The organism is Pseudomonadota bacterium (genome assembly GCA_037200975.1).
GTDB lineage: Bacteria > Pseudomonadota > Gammaproteobacteria > Steroidobacterales > Steroidobacteraceae > CADEED01.
Map to the genome: position 1 here is coordinate 339,446 of JBBCGI010000001.1, position 22,721 is coordinate 362,166.

The following is a 22,721-nucleotide window of genomic DNA, read 5'->3' on the forward strand; positions in this document are numbered from 1 at the left end:
GTCAAAACAACAATAACTCTAAGCCTTTGTTTTTATGAGCTCCACGGCAAAACTTCGGCCACTGATACTGGCTTCCACTTCCCGCTACCGCGCCAGCCTCCTGAGCCGCTTCGGGCTCGAGTTCTCGGCGCAGAATCCCGGCGTCGATGAAATCGAGCGGCCGGGCGAATCCCCGCGTGCGCGCGCCTTCCGGCTGTCCGAGGCCAAGGCCGAAGCCATCGCGCGGGAAATGCCCAATGCCGTGATCATCGGCGGCGACCAGGTGCCAGCTACCAGCACCACCATCCTGCACAAGCCGGGCAACGCCGCGAATTGCCGCGAACAGCTGAAACTGCTGTCCGGCTCGACCGCGGAGTTCTACACCGCCTGCACGGTGCGCTGCGTGGAAACCGGGGTGAAGCTGTCGCATGTCGACACCACCGCGGTGAAGCTGCGGCCGTTGTCGGACGCGGAAATCGATCGTTACATCGAACGCGAACAGCCCTTCGATTGCGCGGGCGGCTTCAAGGCCGAGGCATTGGGGATCACGCTGTTCGAACGCATCGATTGTGAGGATCCCACCGCGATCGTCGGACTGCCGCTGATCTGGCTGGCGGGCGCGTTGCGCGCCGTCGGCTTCGAAGTGCCCTGACTAGCGACGCTTCTCGCCCAGCGCGTCGATCACCGCCGCGAGGTCCGCCGGCAGCGGCGCACTCGCGTTGAATTCCACGCCGGTATCGGGCCAGGTGAAGCTCAACTGGTGCGCGTGCAAGAACATGCGTTTGAGACCGAGCTCCTGCATCTTGCCGTTGAACTCCGCCTCGCCGTATTTTTCATCGCCGGCCAGTGGATAGCCCGCGTGCGCCGCGTGCACGCGGATCTGGTGCGTGCGGCCGGTCTCCAGCTCCACCTCCATCAGCGAGGCGCGTTTGCCGAAGAACTGCACGGGCTTGAAGACGCTCGCAGCCTCCTTGCCGGATTCGTGCGCCTTCACCGTGCGTTCGCCGCCGACGCGTATGTCGGTCCGCAACGGCACGTCGATACGCTTCTTGCCCAATTCCCATTTGCCCTTCACCAGCGCGAGGTAGCGCTTCTCCACCAGCCCGTCACGCATCAACGCATGCAGGGTGCGCAGTGCGGCAGGCTTGCGCGAGATCAGCAGCAAGCCGCTGGTATCGCGGTCGATGCGATGCACGAGTTCGAGCGTCTCGTCCGGCCGTGCGGAACGCAGCGCTTCGATCACGCCGAAGCTCACGCCGCTGCCGCCATGCACGGCCACCCCGGCGGGTTTGTCGATCACGATCAGCCGCGCGTCCTCGAACACGATGGCGCCGGTCAGCCCCGCCACCATCGCCGGCGAGGCACGGCGCGGCGGCGCGGCCTCCCCGACCCGCACCGGCGGGACGCGCACGATGTCGCGAGCCTGCAACCGGGTCTCGGGCTTGGCGCGTTTACCGTTCACGCGCACCTCGCCTTTGCGGATCACCCGGAAAATGTGCGTCTTCGGCACGCCATCGAGAATCTTGGCCAGAAAGTTGTCCAGCCGCTGCCCCTCGCCGCGTTCGCCTGCCTCCACCTGCTGCACTTTGGCGGGAGCTGCGGGTGGTTTGATGGTGGTTTGTGGCGCCGGCGCCGCAGAGGATTCGTAACGTCTTGTTTTCACTGAGGGTCCCGGGCTATGATGCGCGCCGACGTCGTCCCCAGCTTGTGTGTGACGACGCGATGCCGCGGCACCGCCGATCGCAACCTTAAGACGAATCGAACGCGCCGCATGTTAGTTGGTCCTCGGCAACGGGGTCCATCGCTCGAAGGCCGACTTGAATCGTCGCGCGGAAGATGCCCGTCCAGAAAGACGCATCTCGCGCACCGTCGGTGAAGTAGCTCAAAGGGTTTTGGCGCTCCGCCCCATAACGGGTCGGACTATTAAAACGTGACCATTCACGCGCCCCACAACAATCTTTGGCCTCACGGCTTGCGCTTCCGCGTCGCGCGGTTGACCGCAATGCCGTCCGTAAGGATATCCGCCGTTCGAATCGAGTTGGCCCGACAGAAGTCACTAGGGTCCAATTCAAATGAAGAGAATGCTCGTCAATGCAACCCAGCAAGAGGAGTTGCGCGTAGCACTGGTTGATGGTCAGAAGCTGTTTGACCTCTCCATCGAGATACCTTCCAAAGAACAGAAGAAAGCGAACATCTATAAAGGACGAATCTCGCGTATCGAGCCCTCGCTCGAAGCCTGCTTCATCGATTACGGCGCGGAACGTCACGGGTTCCTGCCGCTGAAAGAAATCTCCAAGGACTACTTCCGCGGCAAGCAGGACAGCGGGCGCAACAACATGCGCGAGCTGCTCTCCGAGGGCCAGGAAGTCATCGTCCAGGTGGAGAAAGAAGAACGCGGCAACAAGGGTGCCGCGCTCACCACGTTCATCTCCCTCGCCGGCCGCTTCCTGGTGCTGATGCCGAACAACCCGCGTGCCGGGGGTGTATCGCGCCGCATCGAAGGTGAAGACCGCGACCAGATGCGCCAGGTGATGGATGAACTCGTCATCCCCGACGGCATGGGCGCGATTGTCCGGACTGCCGGTGTCGGACGCGCTGCGGCCGAGCTGCAGTGGGACCTCGACAACCTCAAGAGCCAGTGGGACCAGATCGACGCGGCCACCAAGGACCGCGCGGCCCCCTACCTCGTGTATCGCGAGAGCGACGCGGTGACACGTTCGTTGCGCGACTATCTCGCGGACGACATCGGTGAAGTGCTGGTCGACGACGACGCCACGTTCGCCACCGCGCAGGAATACATGACGCGGTTCATGCCGCCCGAGGCGCAGAAACGTCTCAAGCGTTACACCGACGACGTTCCGCTGTTCACGCGCTTCCAGATCGAAAACCAGATCGAGTCCGCGTACGCGCACAAGGTGGAGCTGCCGTCGGGCGGATCTATTGTTGTGGACTACACCGAGGCGCTGGTGTCCATCGACATCAACTCCGCGCGCGCCACGCGCGGCGGCGACATCGAAACCACCGCGACCAACACCAACCTCGAAGCGGCCGACGAAATCGCGCGCCAGCTGCGCATCCGCGACATCGGCGGCCTGATCGTCATCGACTTCATCGACATGGAGTCGCCGAAGAACCAGCGCGATGTCGAAGACCGGCTGCGCGACGCCGTGAAGATGGACCGCGCGCGCATCCAGATCGGGCGCCTGTCGCGCTTCGGACTGCTCGAGATGTCGCGCCAGCGCCTGCGTCCGTCGCTGGGCGATTCGAGCCACCTGGTCTGCCCGCGCTGTACCGGCATCGGATCCATAAGATCAGTCGAGTCCATGACGCTCGCCATCCTGCGCCTCATCGGCGAGGAAGCGCGCAAGGACAAGACCGCGCAGATCGTCGCGCAGGTGCCGGTCGAAGTGGCCACCTACCTGATGAACGAAAAGCGCGAATGGCTGCGCACGCTCGAAGACAAGAGCTCGGTGGATCTGATGATCGTGCCGAACCCGCACATCCAGACGCCGGAATATTCCATCAAACGTGTGCGCTCGGACGAGATCGATCTGCCCGAGAACAAGCAGCTCAGCTACAAGATGCCCGAGCGTCCGCCGGTGGCCGATCCGACCGGCACGCGTGATGTGAAGCCGGTGCTCGAGCCCGCCGCGGTCATTCCGACTGCGCCAGCCACCTCGGCACCAGTAGTCGTGCACGTGCCCGCACCGGCAGCCGTCGCCGCGACCGCGGCCGTTGCCGCGCCTCCCGCGGGACTCGGCTTCTGGGCACGCCTTGCCTATCTATTCACCGGCAAGGCGCCGGAAGGCGCCGTGGCGCAATCCGCGCCAGCACGCAGCGAACCGCGCCGCGACGGTGGCGAGCGTAGTGGCCGCGACCGCAATCGCCCGGGTGGCCGCCATCGGGATGGCGGCGACCGTGGCCGCGACCGCAACGCGCATGGCCGCGACCGCAACAACCGCCATGGCGGCCGTGATGCCGGCCGTGACGGCGGCAACCGGGAGGCTAGTGGCAGTCGTGAAGCCGGCGAACGTGGCGGACGCGATCGGCATCGCGAACATGGCCGCGATCGGGACGCTCCGCGCGAGGCGGGCCGTGAACCCAGGCGCGATGCCGCGCGCGATCAGGCGGCGCCGCGGGAACCGCTGCCGCCGCGCGATCCGCAACGCGACGCTCAACGCGAAGCCGAACGTCAGGCACAGCGCGAACGCAATCGCGAACGTCAACGCGAACAGCAGGCCGCGGCCGCCGCAAATCCGTCGACCGCGGGCGCAGCACCGGTGGCAGCCGCTCCGGCCGCGACGGAAGGCGATGCACAACCTGCCTTCGACGCGGGGAATGGCAATGGCCCCGCGCAGGACGCAGCGCGCGGTGACGGTCGCGGACGCCGCGGTCGCCGTCGTGGCCGTCGTGGTGGCGGTCGCAATCGCGAGGCCGGCCAGCCGAACAACGGCGCCGGCGAATCCGGCGAGGGCAATTTTTCGGGCGCACGCGAGGCATCCGACGAGGAGCGCGAATTCCACGCGCAGATGAGCAACGGCAATCGTGGCGAAAGCCACGATCAGGGCGGGTACGAAGCGTCGCCGCCGCGCGAATCCGCGCCGGAAGAACGGTCCGAGCGATCCGAGGCGCCGCGCGAGCAGCAGTCTTCGCAGGCGCCGCTCGATCTGCCGCCGCCGCCGCCGAGCAAACCGTTCGTCGTGTGGTCGTCGTCGCCGTCCGAAGCGCCCACGCCCACTCCGCACCGCGACGAATAGTCAGTCTGCCGATCGAAGGCCCGCGCGCCGCAAGGTGCGCGGGCCTTTTTGTTTTTCAGCCGCCGCTCGACAGCTTCGTCAGCAATCCACGCGCGCCCGCTTCGCACAGTTCGAGGACGCGCTCGAAATCCTCGACACCCCCGTGGTAGGGATCCGGGACCTCCACGAAGCCGCTGTCGGGGGCGAAATCGAGGAACAGCGACGTCCTGGCGGTCGCGCCACGGGGCCGCAGACGCTCGAGTTCGGCGAGATTGGCGCGGTCCATCGCCAGGATGTAATCGAAGCGCTCGAAGTCGCCGGCACTGACCTGGCGCGCGCGCTGCGACGACAGGTCGTAACCGCGCCGGCGCGCCGCGGCGACCGTGCGCCGGTCCGGCGGTTCACCGACGTGGTAGTTAGCCGTGCCGGCCGAATCCGCGGTCAGCGGCAACCCGGGATACTCGCGCGTCGCCAGCGCGCGCAACACTCCTTCGGCGGTGGGCGATCGGCAGATATTCCCCAGGCAAACAAACAAAACTCGTTTCTTGTTCATCACTCGGTTGACGGCTTCCTGCCGTGTTGAATTCCCGACCCCTATTCAGCGGCTCGCCGACGTATGTTGCCTGTTGGCGGGATGCGCCGGAAGAAGTCCGGCAAGCCCGGGCAAACCGCTACCGCGAAGAACCGTATGCGTGACTGCGCGCACATATCCCGTGAAAGACGTGCATCTGCCGCCGCTTTGAGACAGGTTCCGACTCCCCTTGCGCCGTGGGCGTGGGTATAAGGCTGTATGAGACATATCGCGCCGACACTGGCCATGGCGTTCATCGCCGCTGTATCGCTCGCCGCCTGCGGAGGCGGAGGCGGCAGCAGCGGGGGCGGTGGTGGCACCGCCAACAACTCACCTACCGCCAATGCTGGCGCCAACCAGACGGTCAACTCCAACGTCACCGTTACGCTGAACGGCACCGGCAGCGCGGACAGCGACGGATCCATCGCAACCTATGCGTGGACGCAGACTGCCGGGGCCGCGGTCACACTGACCGGCGGCACGACGGCGCAGCCGACGTTCGTCGCGCCGGACGTGACGGCCGCGGCGACGTTCACCTTCTCGCTCGTCGTCACCGACAATAAATTCGCAGCGAGCAGCGCCGCCACGGTCAGCGTCGTCGTGAATCCGGCGCCGAACAACGCGCCGGTCGCGAGCGCGGGCGCGGACCAGAGCACCAATTCCGGCGTCACCGTCACCTTGAACGGCGCCGCCAGCACCGACGCCGATGGCAGCATTGCCGGTTACGCGTGGACGCAGACCGCAGGGCCAGCCGCGACTTTGATCGGCGGCACCACCTCGCTGCCCACTTTCCCGGCGCCGACCGTCGCGACAGCAACCGTGCTCACCTTTTCGCTGGTCGTGACGGATAACCGCGGCGCAACCAGCGTGGCGGATACCGTCGACGTCACCGTAAATCCACCGCTGGCCGGCATGACCAGCGTGACCGGCAACGTCACCTTCGTGCGCATTCCCACGACACCGCAAAGCGGCTTGAGTTACGGCGCCCCGCAGCTGCGACCCGCGCGCGGCGTGCTGGTGCGCGCGGTCGCCGCCGGAAACGTCGTTGTCGCCTCGGCCAATACCGCGAGCGACGGCGCCTATGCGCTGAGCGTGGACAACGACGTCACGATCCGCATCGAAGTGGTCGCGCAGATGGCGCGCAGCGGCGTGTTCCCCAACTGGAATATTGTCGTCAAGGATGGAATCAACGCGGGCACCCAGCCGTATTCGTTCACGGACGGCACCACGTTCAATTCGAGCGCCGGCGGCGCGCACGACGTGGCGATTCCCTCGGGTTTCAACGCGGCCGGCACCGTCACGGGCACCCGCGCGTCCGCGCCCTTCGCCATTCTCGACACTATCTACCAGGGCGTGCAGACCATCCTGGGAGCCGCGCCGACGACGAAATTCCCCGCGCTGGTGATCGACTGGGAGGCCAACAATCAGGGCGGCGAAACTTTCTTCACCTCCGCGCCCCTGCAACACATCGTGCTGTCGGCAAGGGTCACGGAAGACACCGACGAGTTCGACCAGCACGTGATCGCGCACGAATTCGGCCACTACATCGAATTCAATTTCTCGCGCGCCGACAACATCGGCGGCCCGCACGGTATCGGCGACAAGCTCGACATCCGGACCGCGTTCGGCGAAGGGTTCGGCTACGCGTTCGCGGCCATCGTGCTGAATGATCCGGACGTGCGGGACACGTACGTCAACGAAAACGCTGTTCGTGTCACCAGCAGATTCAACATCGAAACCAATCCTCCGCCGAATCCGCCCGGCAATCCGGTCGCCGACGACTATGGCTGCTGGTGCAGCGAAACGTCCGTGTCGTCGATCCTGTGGGATGTGTACGATTCCGCGGCGGATACCAACGACACGATCTCGCTGGGATTCACGCCGATCTGGAACGTGCTCATCGGCGCGCAGAAAACCACGCCCGCGGTCACCAGCATCTTCAGCTTCGTCAGTGCGCTGAAAGCCGCGAACACCGCCGTCGCCCCGCAGATCAACACGCTGGTGGCCGCGCAGAGCATCGATGCCAACGGCATCGACGCGTTCGGCACGGGCGAGACCCATCGCCCGGCCAATGTGCCCGCCATCGCCGCATTGCCGGTGTTCACCGCCGCGACCGTGAATGGCGGAGCGACGATCGTGCAGGTCGTGGACGACGCCGGCACCATCAATACGCTCGGCAATCACCGGTTCGTGCGTTTCTCCATCAATCCAGGCCCGCAAATTGTCACGATCAAGGTGACGACCTCGAATGTCGCCAGCGATGCAGACCCCGACTTTCTGCTCTACCGCAATGGCAATTTCGTGACTTCCGGAGAAGGTTCCGTCGTGGGCAGTGAGACGAAGCAGATCTCGCTGCCAGGCGGCACGTACGTCCTCGACGCTTACGACTGCGGCAACGTGTGTGTGGATGAGGACAACGAACTCATCGGCACGCAAGGCGACTACGCATTGACCGTGACGGTAACGTCTCCTTGAAGACCAAAGGCGAATGAATATGTCGACTCATGAAATGGCCCATGTGATTCGCACGCTCGCCGGCGCGACATTGTTAGCCGCATTGCTTGCAGGCTGCGGCCAACCCACTGCGCCGGAAGTGCTACCCGCGCCGCCCGCCGGCGATCCCGGCAACGGCACGGCGCCGGCCAACCCTGCTGAAGCACCGGCCGCGCCCGCGCAGCCCGCGCCTGACGCGCCTCCACCCCAGGAACCGTCGCCGGCACCCACGCCCGCCGCCAACAATGATCCGGACCTATCGACCATGCGCGCCGCCACGGCCAGCGCCAAGATCAGCGTGCCGGTGGATCTGAGATATCGATTCGACGGCCCCGTGATTCCGAATCAACCGGTGATGCTGCACCTGGCGGCGGTTCCGCGCACCGGCGGCTCGAATCTCAAGGTCAGTGTCGCGTCCATCGATGGGCTGCGCCTGGATGCCTCGACGCCGACCGCCATTCAGAAGGTCACCGCGGCCGGCATCTATCGCCAGCAAATTGCGGTCACCGCGGCGGCCGGTGCGCCCACAGCCATCCGCGTGCTGGTGACGATGGATATGGCGGAAGGCTCGGGGTTCGGTTTCTTCACCGTACCGCTCGAAGGCGGAACGGCTGCTCAAAAACAGAAATCCGTAAAACTGCGCTGACCGCGGCTGCATCGGCGCGCGTAAACTACGTGCCGTGATTCGCCCGAACAGCGCCAAAGTCCGCATGCGTATTGTTTGGCGCCCAGGCTGGCTCCTGGCGCTGGCCGCCTGCCTCACACCCCACGCGAACGCCGCCTGTATCGGGCAGCAAGGCGGCGATCTTGCGGACCTGGAAGAACGCGCCTTCCGCGATCCGGCCACCGCCTTGCCTGAGCTCGCGAAGATCATTTCCACCTCGGCCGACATGCCGGCTTCGCGCCGGGCGGCGCTGCATGCGATCTCCGCCGATGCCGCGCGCCAGCTCGGCTTCAGCCGCCAGAGCATCACCGAGGCCGACGCCGGCCTCGCGTTGCTGCCGGCCGGCGATATGTCCGATCTCGCGGTCCGCATGCGCACGGTGCGCGCCCTGGTGAGCACCAATGTGGGCGGAATCGACGCCGCGTCGGTCGAGCTCACGCGCGTCATCGATGCCATTCGCGACCGGCCGCTGGCGCTCGGCTGCGTCCTCAAGGATCGCGGCTGGCTCAATTTCCGCGACGGCAATCCCGACCAGGCGCTCGACGACCTGCTGCGCGCCTATGCGCTGCTGCGCCGGCATGCGAGCCGGGAAGAAGCCATGGTGGCCGCGGGCCGCCTGTCGATGGCGCAGTTCAGCGTGCGTGATTATCCGCAGGCCCTGTCGCTGGTCGATGAAACCATCGCCTTCTTCCGCGAACAAAAAGCGCAGATCCGCCTCGCCACTGCGCTCGATCGCCGGGCGGCCATCCTCAAGGCGGCGGGCCGGCTCGATGAGGCCATGTTGGCTGCGACCGAAGCGCTGCGCATCCACGACAACATCGGCGACCGCGTCGGCACGGGCCTTTCGCAAATGCGCATGTGCGGCGTCGAAATCGAGCGCAATGCATTGAAGCAGGCCGCGAGCTGGTGCGACCGCGCCGAGCTCACGTTGAGCCAGACCAGCGGCATGGACGACAACGACTACCGCACGCTGGCGGCGTTGCGCGGCCGGCTGTTCCTCGCGCTCGGCAAATCGCGCGAAGCCGTCGAGCAGTTCGATCGCGCGATCGCCCCCGGCGGCGCGCAGCCGGCCGACGACATCGCCGAGCTGTATGAACTGCGTTCGCGTGCGCATGCCGCGGTCGGCAACTATCCGGCGGCATTCACCGACCAGGGCGAATACCTGCGCCGCATGCGCGAACAGGGCACGCTCGATCGCATCCGCGAAGTCGCGCAGCTGCGCGTGCAGTTCGAGAACGATCAGGAAAAGCAGAAGATCGTGCTGCTCGAGAAGGACAAGAAACTCGCGGAAGAAAGGTTGATGAGCCAGACGCGCACCACGCAGCTGGTGGCCATCGCGGGCCTCACCGGCCTCGTGACGGCGTTTTTCCTGGGTTATGCGCTGCTCTCGCATCGCCGGCATCGCGCCGAGCTGATCCGCCTCGCGGAGCGCGACGAACTGACCGGCCTGCTCAATCGCCGCGCCATCGTGCGCAAGGCCGTCGAATACCTGACACGGGCGCGCGAATCGAAGGGCACGCTGATCATCGGCCTTATCGATCTCGATCACTTCAAGTCGATCAACGACCGCTTCGGTCACGCGGTGGGCGATCAGCTGCTGCAGCGATTCTCCGCGGCGCTGCGCTCGGCGCTGCACACGCGCGAGATCTTCGGTCGATACGGCGGCGAGGAATTCCTCGTGTTGTTTCCCGACTGCTCGCTCGAGCAGGCGCGGCAGTCCGCCGACCGGCTGCGCGGCGCGCTGCGCGATCAACGCATGCGCATCGACGACCAGGACGTCGCGGTCACAATGAGCCTCGGGCTCGCGATGTACGAAGCCGGCGACGTGTTGTTCGACCAGGTGGCGCGGCGCGCGGACATCGCGCTGTATGTCGCGAAGACCCAGGGCCGCGATCGCGTCGAAGTCTTCAACCCGTCACGGCATGGCGGGTTGGCCGCGAATGCATCGCAGCGTCAGCGGTAGCGGTGCCGGGAGAAGTGGTGCCGGGGTGCAATTCTCGTAATTGAGTCGGCGTTTGGTGCTCTACCAACGCCGACTCAATTACGAGAATTGCACCCCGGCACCACTTCTCCCGGCACCACTACTTCCAGACCACCTCTAGCTTCTGCCCCACAGCAAGCGTGGCGCCCGTGCCGCGCACGATGATCGCGTTCTGCCCGAACATCACGCCGCGTAGTCCCGCATCGAACCTATAACTCTTGAGGGTCGCGAGCGGCTCGACGCCATCGCGTTCGCCGGTGGATTGTTCGGTGGTGGTGATTGCGCAGCGCGTGCACGGCTTCACCATGCGAACCGCGATGCCGTCCGCGCGTAGTTCGTGGATGCGGTCTTCGTCGTAAGCTTCGACGCCTTCGAGCACTACATTCGGCCGGAAGCGCTCCATGGGCAGGTCAACGTCCAGGCGCGAATTGAGCTCGGTCAGCGACGCCCGGGAAATCACCAGGATCGGAAATCCATCCGCGAATTCGGTGACCGCGCGTACCTCGCCCGTCCACTCCGCGCTGCATTCGCGCGGCGCGCCGGGGTCGAACCGCACGAGCCGCAGCGGCGTACCGAGAAAACTCGTGCACCAGTGCGCAGCCTGTTCGCCGCAATCGATGCCTCTTCCTGCGAATCCCCACACCGTCACCGCAATCGATTCGCCGCTCTGCTCGCGCGACACGACGAGCCGCTCCATGCCGCGCGCTTCGAGCAGCAGCGCCCGCTCGCACAGCGCGGTCGCGATCAACGCCATGCGCGGCAACTCACGCTGCGTCACGAACCGGCCGCTGGGCCGCACCAGCATCCAGTGCCGGTCGTCGGCGAAACCGGTGGGTGTCAGGCGCGCGGCATCGAGCGGAATGCCGCGGCAGGATTTGACGGGATAAACGTGCAGCGCCGAGATCGCGGCATACGTGATGCTCACGGCCGGACGTTGAGCGCACGCTCGGCGCGTTCGAGATCGGCCGCGGTGTTCACATCGGCCAGCGGCCGCTCGACCGCGAGCGCGACGCGGATCTCCATGCCGTTCTCGAGCGCGCGTAGTTGCTCGAGCTTCTCGATCTGCTCGAGCCGGCCCGGCGGCAGCGCCGCGAGGCGCCGCAACGCGGACACACGATAGGCGTAGATGCCGATGTGCCGCAGGCTCGCGTGGGTCAGCGTGGTGGCCGCATCGCGATTCCACGGGATTGCGGCGCGTGAAAAGTACAGCGCACGGCCGGTGGCATCGCAGGCCACCTTTACGTTGTTGGGGTCGTTGAAGTCGGCGCCCGTGTCGATCTTCGAAGCCAGCGTGGCGATGTCGGCGCGCGGGTTCGCGGCCAACAACTGCGCCACCTGGTCAATGACCGCGGGCGGAATCAGCGGCTCGTCGCCCTGCACGTTGACGACGATGTCCGTATCGATCCAGCCGCGCGCGGCCGCGACTTCCGCGATCCGATCGCTGCCCGACAAGTGTGTGCGCGCCGTCATCACGACCTCGGCGCCGAAACCGCGCGCGGCGTTCGCGACGCGCTCGTCATCGGTGGCGACCAGCACCTCGTCGGCACGCGCGCTGCGCGCCCGCTCGTGCACCCACTGCAGCATGGGTTTGCCGGCCAGCGGCAGCAGCACCTTGCCCGGCAGCCGCGACGAATCGAAACGCGCGGGGATGACGACGCGAAAACTCATTCACGCACCAGCAGCGGATCGTCGGGCGCCAGTTGACGCGCGTCTTCCTCGAGCATCATGGGCACGCCTTCCTTGAGCGGGAACGCCAGCCGTTCGGCGCGGCACACCAGCACCTGCGCGGCGCGCTGGAACTTGAGCGGCCCCTTGCACACCGGGCACGCGAGGATGTCTAACAACCGGTCATCCATGTGTCATTGCACCTGGGTCTTGAACGACGCGGCGCGCGCCAGCACCAGCTCCACCAATTGCTCCGCCTCGCTCTCGGCGAATTCGGCGGTGACCGGCACGTACCAGCAGCGCTCATCCGCGAACGCGGCGCATTTTACGGCATCTTTCTCGGTCATGAGGATGGGCAGATCATCGCCGAAATCGAGATCGCCCGGCTTGAATGGATGGTGGTCCGGCAACGGATGTTCGTACAATGTGAGCCCCGCCTCGCGCAACGTATCGAAGAAACGCTGCGGATTGCCGATGGCCGCCACCGCGCGCACCGACGTTCCGCGAAAGCTCGAGAGCGAGCGCAACGAGCCGCTGCCACGCACCGGGCGCGCATCGCCCGGACGCATGTGCATCGCGAAGTGCGTCCGCGTCACGATGCGCGGCAGATTGAAATTTGGCGCGCTGGCCGCGCCGTTCACGATGACCGCGTTCACGCGCCGCAGCCGGCGCGGGCTCTCGCGCAGCGGCCCGCGCGGCAGCAGGCAGCCGTTGCCGAAGCCGCGCTGCCCGTCGATCACGACCATCTCGCAGTGGCGCACCAGCGCCAGGTGTTGCAGCCCATCGTCGCAGATCACGATGTCGTGGCCATCGGCCACCGCCTGCTTCGCCGCAGCAACCCGATCGCGACCCACGAACACCGTGGCCTGTGCACGGCGCGCCAGCATCAAGGGCTCATCGCCCACCTCGGAGGCCCTGCTGTGTACCGTGACCCGCGTGACGCCGCGCGCGCGGCCGCCATAACCGCGCGAGACGATGGCCACGCGTAATCCCACGGCGGAGAGTTTGTTGGACAGCCACGCCACCAGCGGCGTCTTGCCGGTGCCACCGACGGTGAGGTTGCCGACCACGATGACCGGCACGCCGACCTTCACACGATGCCGCAGGCCCAGCCGGTACAGCAGACTGCGCAGCGCCATTACCGAACCATATAGAAAGGAAAGCGGCACAAGCCACAGCGGCCCGGCCGGCCCGTACCACATGCGCTCGACGCGCGAGCGCAATGCGGGGGTGCCGCTAATTGCGGATCTCCACACCCTTGAGACTGGCGTACGCGCCATTACGCGCCACGAGTTCGGCGTGTGTGCCACGTTCGATGATGCGTCCCTCTTCCATCACGATGATCTCGTCGGCGTGTTCGATGGTAGTGAGCCGGTGCGCGATCACGAGCGTGGTGCGATTGCGCATCAGCTCGACCAGCGCCTGCTGGATACGCCGCTCGGATTCATTGTCGAGCGCCGACATCGCCTCATCGAGGATCAGGATCGGCGCGTCCTTGAGCAGCGCGCGTGCGATCGCGATGCGCTGCCGCTGGCCGCCCGACAGCAAGGCACCGCGGTCGCCCACCGGCGTGTCGAGACCCTGCGGCAGCTCCCGGGCAAACTCATCCACGTAGGCGGCGCGCGCGGCCGCTTCGACCGCCGCCGGATCCGGCGCGTCGACACCGAAGGCGATGTTGTTGCGGATGGAATCGTTGAACAGCAGCACGTCCTGGCTGACCAGCGCGACATTCGCGCGCAGGTCGCGCAGGTTGCAGTCGCGCACGTCGACGCCGTCGATGAGCACCTGCCCCGCGGTGACGTCGTAGATGCGCGGCACGAGACCCACGAGCGTCGACTTGCCGCTTCCCGAACGCCCAACAATGGCGATGTTCTTGCCGGCGGGAACCTGCAACGAAAGCCCGTGCAACACGCCGCCTTTTTCGGTCGAGTATTCGAAGCTCACGTCGCGGAATTCGATGGCGCCGGCGACGCGGCCGAGCGCCCGGCCGCTGGCCATGTCCTCGGCGGGTGAATCGAGCACTTCGAACACGCTGGCGCCGGCAGCCACACCCTGCTGCAGCGGCACGAAGGAATCCATGAGCCGTTTGAGCGGCGCGGTGGTCATGAGCATCGCGGTGAGAAAACCCATGAAGGTCGCCATCGAAAGGTTGCCGGCCACGATCTGATGCAACGCCACCCACAGGATGCCACCGAGCGCGAGCGAGGCGATGAACTGCACCAGCGGGTTGCTGGTCGCGCGTGCCGCGATCAGCTTCATGTTGCTGCGGCGATTGTGTTCGTTGACCTTCTCGAAGTCCGCGGCTTCCTGCTGCTGCGCGTTGAACACTTTGATGACGCGCTGGCCGTCGAGCGCTTCCTTCACCACGCGCGTGACATCGCCCATCGACGCCTGGATGCGCGCGCTGTAGCGCCGGAACGAGCTCGACACCTTGCGCACCAGCCACGACAGCGGCGGCGCGATCAGGAACACGAAAGTGGCGAGCCGCCAGCTGAAATAGAACATCGAGCCGATCAGGACAACAATAGTCAACGAATCGCGGATCAGCGAAGTGATGGACTTGGTCGTGGCCTCGGCCACCTGCTCGATGTTGAACGTGAGCCGCGACAGCAACATGCCACCCGACACGCGGTCGTAGTAACTCGCTGGCAGGTGCAGGTACTGGCGGAACAGATCGCCGCGAATGCCCTTGATGACCTGCCGCCCGACATAGCCGGGAAAGTAGTTGGACATGTAGTCGCCGATGCCGCGCAGCAGGAACAGGATCGGCGCGCCGATCGGAATGAGCCAGAGGATTTCCGGTGTGCTCTTGAGCGAGGTGAGCTGCGCCTCGTCCATGCCGCGGATGAATTTCTGCACGAAGAACGCGAAGGCGCCGTCGGTGGCGGCGAACAGCGCCATGCCGAGCACGCCGATCATGAACATGCCGCGATGCGGCTTGGCGTAGCCCAGCAGGCGCCGATAGACCTTCGCCGGGTTTGCGATGACTTCGGGCTGTGAGGCTGCGCCCGCGGTGGCGTTCATTTCGCGGGTTTGGAGTCTTCGACCGTCGCGATGTTGATGCGCACGAAGCCGAGCTTGCCGAGCACATCCATCGCGGTCACCACCGACTGGTGCGTCGAGCGCGCATCGGCACGCACCGTGACGGGCTTGCTGCGATCGGCACCCGAGATTTCCATGATGGCGGCGCGCAGCGTGTCGGTGCTGGAATTGATCAGCTCGCGGTCGTTGACGCGATAACTGCCGGATTGGGTGACGGTGACCACGATCGGGTCGCTCTTCTGCTTGCCGGTGGGCGCAAGGCTGGCCTGCGGCAGCTCGATCTTGATGCGGCTTTCCTGCGCGAACGTCGAGGACAACATGAAGAAGATCACCAGCAGCAGCGCGATGTCGATCAGCGAGATCAGGTTGATCTCGGGATCTTCCTTCGGCCGGCGAGTCTGCAGCTTCATGCGTTGCGCGCTTCCCCGGCTTCGTCAGCCGTCCCTTCGGCGCCCAGCGAATCGGCGAACGTGACGGCGATCTTCTCCATGTCGACCACGATGCGCTCGACCTTGCCGCGCAGGTAGCGGTACGCGATCAGCGACGGAATGGCGACCGACAGTCCCGCCGCAGTCGTGATCAAAGCCTGGGAGATGCCACCGGCAAGCTTGCTCGGGTCGCCCATGCCGCCCAGCATGACCGCGTTGAACGCCGCGATGATGCCGGAGACGGTGCCCAGCAGGCCTAACAAGGGTGAGATGCTGGCGATGGTGCCGAGCGAATTGAGGAACCGTTCGAGCTCGTGGACGACGTGACGGCCCGTGTCCTGCACGCGCTCCATCATGATGTCGCGGCCGCGGTGTCTATTGGCCAGCGCCGCCGCCAGCACCCGGCCGAGCGGCGAGTTCTTCTCGAGCGCCTCGATGACCTTCGGGGTCACCTGGTTCTTCTCGGCGAGGTCGGAAACCTTCTTGATGAGCTCCTGCGGGAGCACGCGTTTGCGCTGCAGGGTCCACAGCCGTTCGAGCAGGATGCCCACGGCCGCGATCGAGCAGATGATGATCGGCCACATGAATGGGCCGCCGGCCCGAACGAGTTCCCACATGGCGGGGGATCATACCGGAGCGCGGCGCTGGCCGTTACTTTGCGCGTCGGCTGCCGTCTCGCTACGCCGCCAGTGAAATGGGTAACGCGCACTGCGCGCGATCCGCCGCAGCGTCGTGCCCTTCGTCCCCAAATCGAGCTCTACTGCGCCATCACGGCGCGTGTCGAGTACCTGGGCGCCGGACTCGCGCCAGCGCGCGAGCGTCCGGATGCGCGTGCCGGTCTCGGCCGCTCCGCCAGTCGCGATCGCCCATCCCGGCGCGACCGCTTCTATCCACTCGGCGCTCGATGCGAGTGAACTGGCCTGCCGGCCGAGCACTGCCGCCTCGCTCGCCAGAGAACCCGCGGGCAGGCGCCGCAACAGACCGCGCTCGGCCGCCGCGTCCATATCTCCGGCCAGCACCACGCCGTGCCCGTCTACCGACACACGCAGGACGCAGTAACGCGAGCCGCCTCCGCCCACCCAGGTCTCGAAGTTCACACCGTCCCAGGTGAAGCGCGAATCGCGGCAGCGCGAAGCCGGCAATGACGTCGCCGGCCACCCACCGCCCACGACGATGTGCGCCAGTCCGCGTTGGTCGGCTAACAACGCCGCGCCCTGCGCGCGATCCGCGTTGAGCGCCGGCAGGATCAGCAGATCGATGCGCTCGCGGCCGAGTGCCGCCAGCGCCGGCAGGACGAGTTGCCGCGCGGGTGAGCCGTGGGTATTCCAGCCATCGCCGGTGTCGAACAGCAACACGTGATCGCGCGTCGCGATGAGGATCGCGGTACCGCGCGTATCGAACACCGACACCTGCGCCGTGCCCGCTTCCGGCATGCGGGACGCAGCGAACAGCAGCGGCAACGCCATCACGCACCCGGTCGTGCGCAACGGCCAGGGCCAGCGGCACAGCAGCAGCCACCCGCACGCGAGCGCAAACGCGAACCACCACAGCGGTGGCGTCATCTGCCAGCGCGCCAGATCCGCCTCCGCGGCCCAGACCAGTCCCGGCCACAGCCATTCGTACAGTGCGGCCGCGATGCCGAAGATCGGCGCGCAAAGGGCCGGCCACAGCAGTGCCGCCAACCCGCCCAGCAACACCAGCGGCACGAGCACGAACGACATGATCGGAATGGCCAGCAGGTTCACCCACAGGCCCGCCAGTGAAACCCCGTCGAAGACCGCGAATGTCAGCGGCGCCAGCGCCACCATGACGGCCAGCTGCAAACGCAGAAGTCCGAAGCCACGCCGCGCCGGCACCAGACTCGAAGTCTCGACCAACAGGATGACCCCGACCGCCACGAACGACAGCCAGAAGCCCGCCGCGAGTGGTGCAAACGGATCGAACAGCAGCACCGCGATCAGCGCCAGCGACCAGCCGCGCGCCGCGCTCAAATGCCGCGCGCCGAGCCGCGCGAGCGAAAACACCGCCAGCATCAACCAGGTGCGCTGGGTAGGCACCGAGAACCCGGCCAGCAGGGAATACAGTCCGGCGGCGGCCAAGCCCGAGAGCAGCGCGAACGGCTCGCGTTCGATGCGCGTGGCGAACGGCAGCCAGCGCCACGTCCAGCGCGCGCCGCAGAAGGCCAGCAGCGCAAACAACGTGACGTGCAAGCCCGATATCGCAACCAGGTGCGTCGTGCCAGTGGCGTTGAAGACGCGCCACTGATCCAGGCTCATGCCCGCGGTCAGGCCGACGGCCAGAGCGGTCAGCAGCGCGGCGGCATCCGGATCGCCGACGCTGTCCGAGATGCGGGCCGCGATGCGGGCGCGCGCACCGTCGATCGACGTGTGGGCGAGCAGGAGCCGTTCATTGAGCGCGGCAGGCAATACGCGGCCGGTCAGATGCACGCGATCGCGAAACGCGATCCGCGCCAGGTCCGCGCCCACGAAATTCCGTGTCGGCTCGGGCGCGGACAGCCGCACCACCCAGCGCCAGCGCTCTCCGACGCGAGGAATATGAGGCGCGTCGCGCCAACTGAGCCGCGCATGCCGGACCCGCGTGTCCGCCGCGGCGCCCGCACGGATGGTGACCTGCGCATCGAACCGCAGCTCCGTGCCTTCGCGTTCCGGCACGCTGACCACCACGCCTTCGAGCAGGACGCGCGTATCGGCGCCCGCTGGCAGCACGCGCAGATCGAGCCAGCGGGATGCCGAAGAAGATGCCAGCCACAGGCCCGCGAGCACGCAGGTCAGCAAACGTCCGCACTCGCAGTGACGCAGTGAAGTCGTGACGGTGATGACGATCGCCAACGCCGCACATGCCATCCACGCGGTGCCGGGCAAATCGGCCGCGCCGAGGCCCGCCAGCACGCCGAGCAGCAAGGCAAACGCGCCGGTCACGGGCCGCGGGCATGGGTGCTAGAGTGCGCGCCGATGCCACGGGGGTTCTTCCGCAAGATCACGCCGCGCAGCGAAACGCTGCGCACGCACTGGGCGTTGAAACCATTCGGCCGTTTCTTCGGCGACCCGCGGCTGTGGTCGCTGCAGCGGCGTACCGTGACACCGGCCTTCGGCGCGGGGCTTGCGATCTGCTTCATCCCGCTGCCCATTCACATTCCGGTCGCGGCGATGGTGGCAATCTTCTGCCGCATCAATATTCCGACCATCATGCTGGCGCTGGTGGCGGTGAATCCTCTGACCATCGTTCCGGCCTATCTGCTCGCGTACAAGATCGGGGTGCTCGTCACCGGCGCGCACGAGCGAAGCTTCAAGTTCCACATGAGCTGGGACTGGGTGCAGCACGGGCTCGGCCCCATGTGGAAACCGTTTCTCGTGGGCTGCGGAATCACCGGAGCGCTGGTGGGGTTGATCAGCTACGCACTGCTCGACGTCCTGTGGCGTTACAACGTACGCAAGAGATACCGCGAGCGCGCCGGTGCAGCCAGCCGGTAATCAGGTCTTTTCGAGCAGATTTCCGTGCTCGAGCTCGAGCACGCGGTCCATGCGTGCCGCGAGGCGCCGGTCGTGCGTCACCACGATGAGGCTGGTGCCGAGCTCGCGATTGAGCTCGAGCATGAGCTCGAACACGCTCTCGGCGTTGTTGCCGTCGAGGTTGCCCGTGGGTTCGTCGGCCAGCACGATGCGTGGGCCGGTCACCAGCGCGCGCGCCACCGCCGCGCGTTGGCGTTCGCCACCCGACAATTCCTGCGGGCGGTGCACCAGGCGCTGCCCAAGGCCCACGCGTTCGAGAATCGCGCGCGCGCGTTTTTCGGCTTCCGCCTTCGGCTCGCGCCGCACCAGCAGCGGCATGGCGACGTTCTCGAGCGCGGAGAACTCCGGTAACAGGTGATGGAACTGGTAGATGAACCCGAGCGTGCGATTGCGCAGTTCGCCGCGCGGTTTTTCGGCCAGCGAATGGATGTCGTTGCCGGCGATCCGCACGATGCCCGCGGTGGGTTTGTCGAGCCCGCCGAGGATCTGCAACAAGGTGGTCTTGCCCGAACCGGAGGCGCCGATAATGGCGATGCGTTCGGCGGGTTTAACCGCGAAGTTCACGCCCTGCAATACCTCGAGGTCGATCGGTCCCTGGCGGAACGCGCGTTTCACCCCGATCGCTTCGAGCACCAGCTCAGTCATGTCGTAAGGCCTCCGCCGGCAAGGTGCGCGACGCACGCCATGCCGGGTAGATAGTCGCGAGCGCGGACAGCAGCAGCGTCACGCCGGCGACCTGCAACACGTCGCCGAAACGCACCTCGCTCGGCAGGTCGCTCATGAAATACACGCTCGCGTCGAGGAATTTCGTGCCGACGGCGGTTTCGATGCCGTGCACGATGCCGGGAAAGTAGATTGACAGCACCCAGCCGAGCGCGACACCGGCGGCCGTGCCGCACAGGCCGATCAGGGCGCCCTGCACGAGGAACATCTCGAGCACGTTGCCGGGGGCCGCGCCGATGGTGCGCAGGATCGCGATGTCGGTCTGCTTCTCCTTCACGATCATCACCAGCGTCGCCACCAGGTTGATGGCCGCGACGAACACCAGCAGCAGCAGGATGAAGAACATCATCGATTTGGTGAGCTCGACGCTGCGGAAGAACATCGCGTGATCGCGCGTCCAGTCGCTGACGTAGAAACCGGCACCCCCCACGTCGATGGCATGCGCCACCGTAACCACGATGTTCGGCGCGAGGAATGGATCGTCCAGCGCCAGCCGCAGGCCGGTGACGTTGTCTCCCATGCGATACAGCTTCGCGGCATCGCTCATGTGCGTGAGCGCAAGGCCCCGATCGAACTCGTACATGCCGGATTCGAACACGCCCGCGACCGTGAAACGACGCATGCGCGGCGCGAACCCGGCGGGAGTCGCGGTACCTTCGGGCGTCATCAACACCACGCTCTGGCCGACACCGACACCAAGCTCGGCGGCCAGCGCCGAACCGAGAATGATCCGGTATTTTCCCGGCTGCAGATCGTTCAACGACCCGGACTTGAGCCGCGACCCGAGCCCGACCGCGCGGCTTTCCTCTTCGGGCAGGATGCCGCGCACCAGCGTGCCGGTGACGCGCTGGCCATTGGCCAGCAGGCCGCGCGATTCGATGAACGGCACCACGGCCTTCACGCCCGGCTCGGAAGCCGCGGTAGTTTGCGCCGCGTGCCACTGCGGGATGACGCCGTCGATGCCGGTGATGGTGGCGTGCGAGGTCACCGACAACATGCGGCTGCGCAGTTCGGTCTCGAAGCCGTTCAGCACCGACAGGGTCACGATCAGCACGGCGACGCCGAGCGCGAGCCCCGTCACCGACATCGCCGCCACGAACGACACGAAGCCGCTGCGATGCGTGGAGCGCAGGTACCGCACGCCGATCAGCCATTCGTAACGCAGGCCCGTCATTCGTATCTCAGGGCGTCGGCCGGCGGGATGCGCGATGCACGGAACGCCGGGTAGATAGTGGCCAGCAGCGTGATCAGCATCGCGATGCCGGCGATCCACAACACCTGCTCGATGCGCACCTCCGAGGGCAACCGCGTGATGACGTACACGTCGGAATTGAAGATCTCGAAACGGAACAGCCGTTCGAGAAAGGCGGCGACCGAGCCCGCGTACTGGCCGATCCAGACACCGAAGAAGACGCCCGACGCGACGCCCAGCCAGGCGATGACGCTACCCTGGATGAGGAACACCGCCATCACGCGCCGCGGCGAAGTGCCGAGCGTACGCAGGATCGCGATGTCCGTGCGTTTGTCGGTCACGACCATCGCGAGCATCGCGACCAGATAAAACGCCGCCACCGCCACGATCAGCATGAGGATGATCGCGACCATGGTCTTCTCGATGCGGATCGCGCGGAAGTAGCTGGCGTGCTCCACCGTCCAGTCCTGGATCGACACGCCGGCCGGAAGCTGTTTCGCAAGCGCGGCGGCGAACTGCGGTGCCGCGAGCGCGTCGGTGAAATTGACGTGCAGCGACATGCGCGCATCGGGGTCGGGCAGCAAGGCCCGCACGTCCTCGAGCGCGGCGATCAGCAAGGAGCCGTCGTAGTCCTGCACCTCCGCGTCGAACACGCCGGCGACGATGAATTCGCGCAGGCGCGGTTGCGGGGCGCCATCCGCATCGGTGCTGGGTACCAACAGCGTGAGCGCGTCGCCGAGGCCAAGGCCCATCAGCTGCGCGATCGCGTGGCCGACGATGATCCGGTCGCTACCCGGCGTGAGGTCCTGGAGCCGGCCTTCGACGATGGTGCGGGTGACGCGTTCGACCTCCCCTTCGTGCGCCGGGTCGATGCCGCGCAGCCGCACCGGCAGCATCTCGGGCTTGCGCACCGCCAGTGCCTCGATCTCGATGAACGGCGCGGCGCCTGCGACGTGGGGCGTGGCGCGGACTTGTCTGGCCAGCGAGCTCCAGTCCACGGTGGCCTGCGAATCCGCGGGCAGGTAAATCCGCGCGTGCGAAGACAACGACAACAGCCGTGTGCGCAGCTCGCCCTCGAGCCCGTTCATGACCGACAGGACCACGATCAGGGCCATGACGCCCAGGCACACGCACAGCAGCGAGACCCAGGTGATGAAGGAGACGAAGAACTTGTGAGAGCGGGCCCGCACGTAACGCAGGCCGACGAATAAGGGCAGGGAATTCAGCACGGGTGCGAATTCTGGCGCAAAAACCTGACTGGGTTCACAAAAGTGCTGTTAGACGGAGTCGGTGCGTGGCGACAGCGGCTGACTTTGCCACAGCGGGGCGTATATTGCCGCGACGGTCGAGTCGCCGGCCGTAGGAGAGAACGACATGCTTGCTCGCACGATGAAGATGTCTGTGGCTGCGCTGGCCTTGTCCATGGGAATGGGCCTGGCCGCGCCTGCGTTCGCTGAAACTCTGGAAGTCGACGGCCAGCTGGCCATCAAGCCGCCGGGTGTCGAAACCCCGCAGCGTGGCCTCACCATGGCGGTGGTCGAACAGAAGTTCGGCGCTCCGTCCAACAAGAGCAGCCCCGTGGGCAGCTCGGGCAAGACGCCGCCGATCACCAAGTGGTTCTATCCGAACTTCGTGGTCGTGTTCGAGAACGACAAGGTCATCCACACGGTTGCCGTCGGCGGCTAGAGGCTCGAACTCCGAGGCGGTTTTGCCGCCC

At 66.2% G+C, this 22,721-nt stretch carries 20 protein-coding genes; 7 read left to right on the forward strand and 13 right to left on the reverse strand.

Features of this window, described 5'->3' with window-relative positions:
* The first annotated feature begins 34 nt into the window (after positions 1 to 34).
* Entirely contained in the window at positions 35 to 631 is a 597-nt protein-coding gene (locus tag WDO72_01500; GenBank protein ID MEJ0084330.1) for a Maf family protein, read from the forward strand.
* On the opposite strand, the gene WDO72_01505 is transcribed toward WDO72_01500, so the two are convergent.
* On the reverse strand, positions 632 to 1,642 hold the full coding sequence (locus WDO72_01505; GenBank protein ID MEJ0084331.1) for an RluA family pseudouridine synthase: 1,011 nt from the start codon (positions 1,640 to 1,642) through the stop codon (positions 632 to 634).
* A gap of 409 nt (positions 1,643 to 2,051) precedes the next feature.
* Between WDO72_01505 and WDO72_01510 the strand changes: the two genes are divergently transcribed.
* Complete coding sequence (locus WDO72_01510) at positions 2,052 to 4,736, forward strand: Rne/Rng family ribonuclease (protein MEJ0084332.1); 2,685 nt, start codon at positions 2,052 to 2,054, stop codon at positions 4,734 to 4,736.
* Between the two features lie 55 nt (positions 4,737 to 4,791).
* Here the strand turns inward: WDO72_01510 and WDO72_01515 are convergent, their stop codons facing one another.
* The gene (locus WDO72_01515; GenBank protein ID MEJ0084333.1) at positions 4,792 to 5,268 is read right to left on the reverse strand and encodes a low molecular weight protein-tyrosine-phosphatase; all 477 of its coding nucleotides are present in this window, start codon (positions 5,266 to 5,268) and stop codon (positions 4,792 to 4,794) included.
* A 237-nt stretch (positions 5,269 to 5,505) separates the two neighbouring features.
* Between WDO72_01515 and WDO72_01520 the strand changes: the two genes are divergently transcribed.
* From WDO72_01520 to WDO72_01530, 3 genes are all read left to right on the forward strand, one after another.
* Positions 5,506 to 7,761, forward strand: coding sequence for a hypothetical protein (locus WDO72_01520; protein MEJ0084334.1), 2,256 nt, complete (start codon positions 5,506 to 5,508; stop codon positions 7,759 to 7,761).
* A 19-nt stretch (positions 7,762 to 7,780) separates the two neighbouring features.
* Positions 7,781 to 8,425, forward strand: a complete 645-nt coding sequence (locus tag WDO72_01525; protein ID MEJ0084335.1) for a hypothetical protein — start codon at positions 7,781 to 7,783, stop codon at positions 8,423 to 8,425.
* Positions 8,426 to 8,489: 64 nt separating this feature from the next.
* On the forward strand, positions 8,490 to 10,406 hold the full coding sequence (locus WDO72_01530; protein ID MEJ0084336.1) for a GGDEF domain-containing protein: 1,917 nt from the start codon (positions 8,490 to 8,492) through the stop codon (positions 10,404 to 10,406).
* A 118-nt stretch (positions 10,407 to 10,524) separates the two neighbouring features.
* On the opposite strand, the gene WDO72_01535 is transcribed toward WDO72_01530, so the two are convergent.
* The 8 genes from WDO72_01535 to WDO72_01570 are packed head-to-tail and all read right to left on the reverse strand — an operon-like array spanning position 10,525 to position 18,498.
* Positions 10,525 to 11,349 (reverse strand): MOSC N-terminal beta barrel domain-containing protein, encoded by an 825-nt coding sequence (locus WDO72_01535; GenBank protein MEJ0084337.1) that lies wholly within the window; start codon positions 11,347 to 11,349, stop codon positions 10,525 to 10,527.
* Entirely contained in the window at positions 11,346 to 12,092 is a 747-nt protein-coding gene (gene kdsB, locus WDO72_01540; GenBank protein MEJ0084338.1) for a 3-deoxy-manno-octulosonate cytidylyltransferase, read from the reverse strand. The genes WDO72_01535 and kdsB overlap by 4 nt, the downstream gene beginning before the upstream one ends.
* On the reverse strand, positions 12,089 to 12,280 hold the full coding sequence (locus WDO72_01545; protein ID MEJ0084339.1) for a Trm112 family protein: 192 nt from the start codon (positions 12,278 to 12,280) through the stop codon (positions 12,089 to 12,091). Before WDO72_01545 ends, kdsB begins: the two co-directional genes overlap by 4 nt.
* A gap of 3 nt (positions 12,281 to 12,283) precedes the next feature.
* A complete protein-coding gene (gene lpxK / locus WDO72_01550; protein MEJ0084340.1) occupies positions 12,284 to 13,369 on the reverse strand; it encodes a tetraacyldisaccharide 4'-kinase in 1,086 nt (361 codons plus the stop codon).
* Positions 13,326 to 15,113 carry a lipid A export permease/ATP-binding protein MsbA gene (gene msbA / locus WDO72_01555; GenBank protein ID MEJ0084341.1) on the reverse strand — a complete coding sequence of 596 codons (1,788 nt, stop codon included), beginning with the start codon at positions 15,111 to 15,113 and terminating at the stop codon, positions 13,326 to 13,328. The genes lpxK and msbA overlap by 44 nt, the downstream gene beginning before the upstream one ends.
* The gene (locus tag WDO72_01560) at positions 15,110 to 15,541 is read right to left on the reverse strand and encodes a biopolymer transporter ExbD (protein ID MEJ0084342.1); all 432 of its coding nucleotides are present in this window, start codon (positions 15,539 to 15,541) and stop codon (positions 15,110 to 15,112) included. Before WDO72_01560 ends, msbA begins: the two co-directional genes overlap by 4 nt.
* The gene (locus WDO72_01565; GenBank protein ID MEJ0084343.1) at positions 15,538 to 16,176 is read right to left on the reverse strand and encodes a MotA/TolQ/ExbB proton channel family protein; all 639 of its coding nucleotides are present in this window, start codon (positions 16,174 to 16,176) and stop codon (positions 15,538 to 15,540) included. Before WDO72_01565 ends, WDO72_01560 begins: the two co-directional genes overlap by 4 nt.
* A 9-nt stretch (positions 16,177 to 16,185) precedes the next feature.
* A complete protein-coding gene (locus WDO72_01570; protein MEJ0084344.1) occupies positions 16,186 to 18,498 on the reverse strand; it encodes a DNA internalization-related competence protein ComEC/Rec2 in 2,313 nt (770 codons plus the stop codon).
* Between the two features lie 33 nt (positions 18,499 to 18,531).
* On the opposite strand from WDO72_01570, the gene WDO72_01575 reads away from it, so the two are divergent.
* The gene (locus WDO72_01575) at positions 18,532 to 19,050 is read left to right on the forward strand and encodes a DUF2062 domain-containing protein (protein MEJ0084345.1); all 519 of its coding nucleotides are present in this window, start codon (positions 18,532 to 18,534) and stop codon (positions 19,048 to 19,050) included.
* Here WDO72_01575 and lolD read toward each other — a convergent pair whose 3' ends face one another.
* Genes lolD through WDO72_01590 form a run of 3 tightly spaced genes read right to left on the reverse strand, consistent with a single transcriptional unit; the run spans position 19,051 to position 22,233 of the window.
* Positions 19,051 to 19,734, reverse strand: coding sequence for a lipoprotein-releasing ABC transporter ATP-binding protein LolD (lolD, locus tag WDO72_01580; GenBank protein MEJ0084346.1), 684 nt, complete (start codon positions 19,732 to 19,734; stop codon positions 19,051 to 19,053).
* Positions 19,727 to 20,986 (reverse strand): lipoprotein-releasing ABC transporter permease subunit, encoded by a 1,260-nt coding sequence (locus tag WDO72_01585; protein ID MEJ0084347.1) that lies wholly within the window; start codon positions 20,984 to 20,986, stop codon positions 19,727 to 19,729. The genes lolD and WDO72_01585 overlap by 8 nt, the downstream gene beginning before the upstream one ends.
* Positions 20,983 to 22,233: a lipoprotein-releasing ABC transporter permease subunit gene (locus WDO72_01590; GenBank protein ID MEJ0084348.1), complete on the reverse strand. Its 1,251-nt coding sequence runs from the start codon at positions 22,231 to 22,233 to the stop codon at positions 20,983 to 20,985. The genes WDO72_01585 and WDO72_01590 overlap by 4 nt, the downstream gene beginning before the upstream one ends.
* 145 nt (positions 22,234 to 22,378) lie before the next feature.
* On the opposite strand from WDO72_01590, the gene WDO72_01595 reads away from it, so the two are divergent.
* Entirely contained in the window at positions 22,379 to 22,690 is a 312-nt protein-coding gene (locus tag WDO72_01595; protein ID MEJ0084349.1) for a hypothetical protein, read from the forward strand.
* Positions 22,691 to 22,721: the final 31 nt, after the last annotated feature.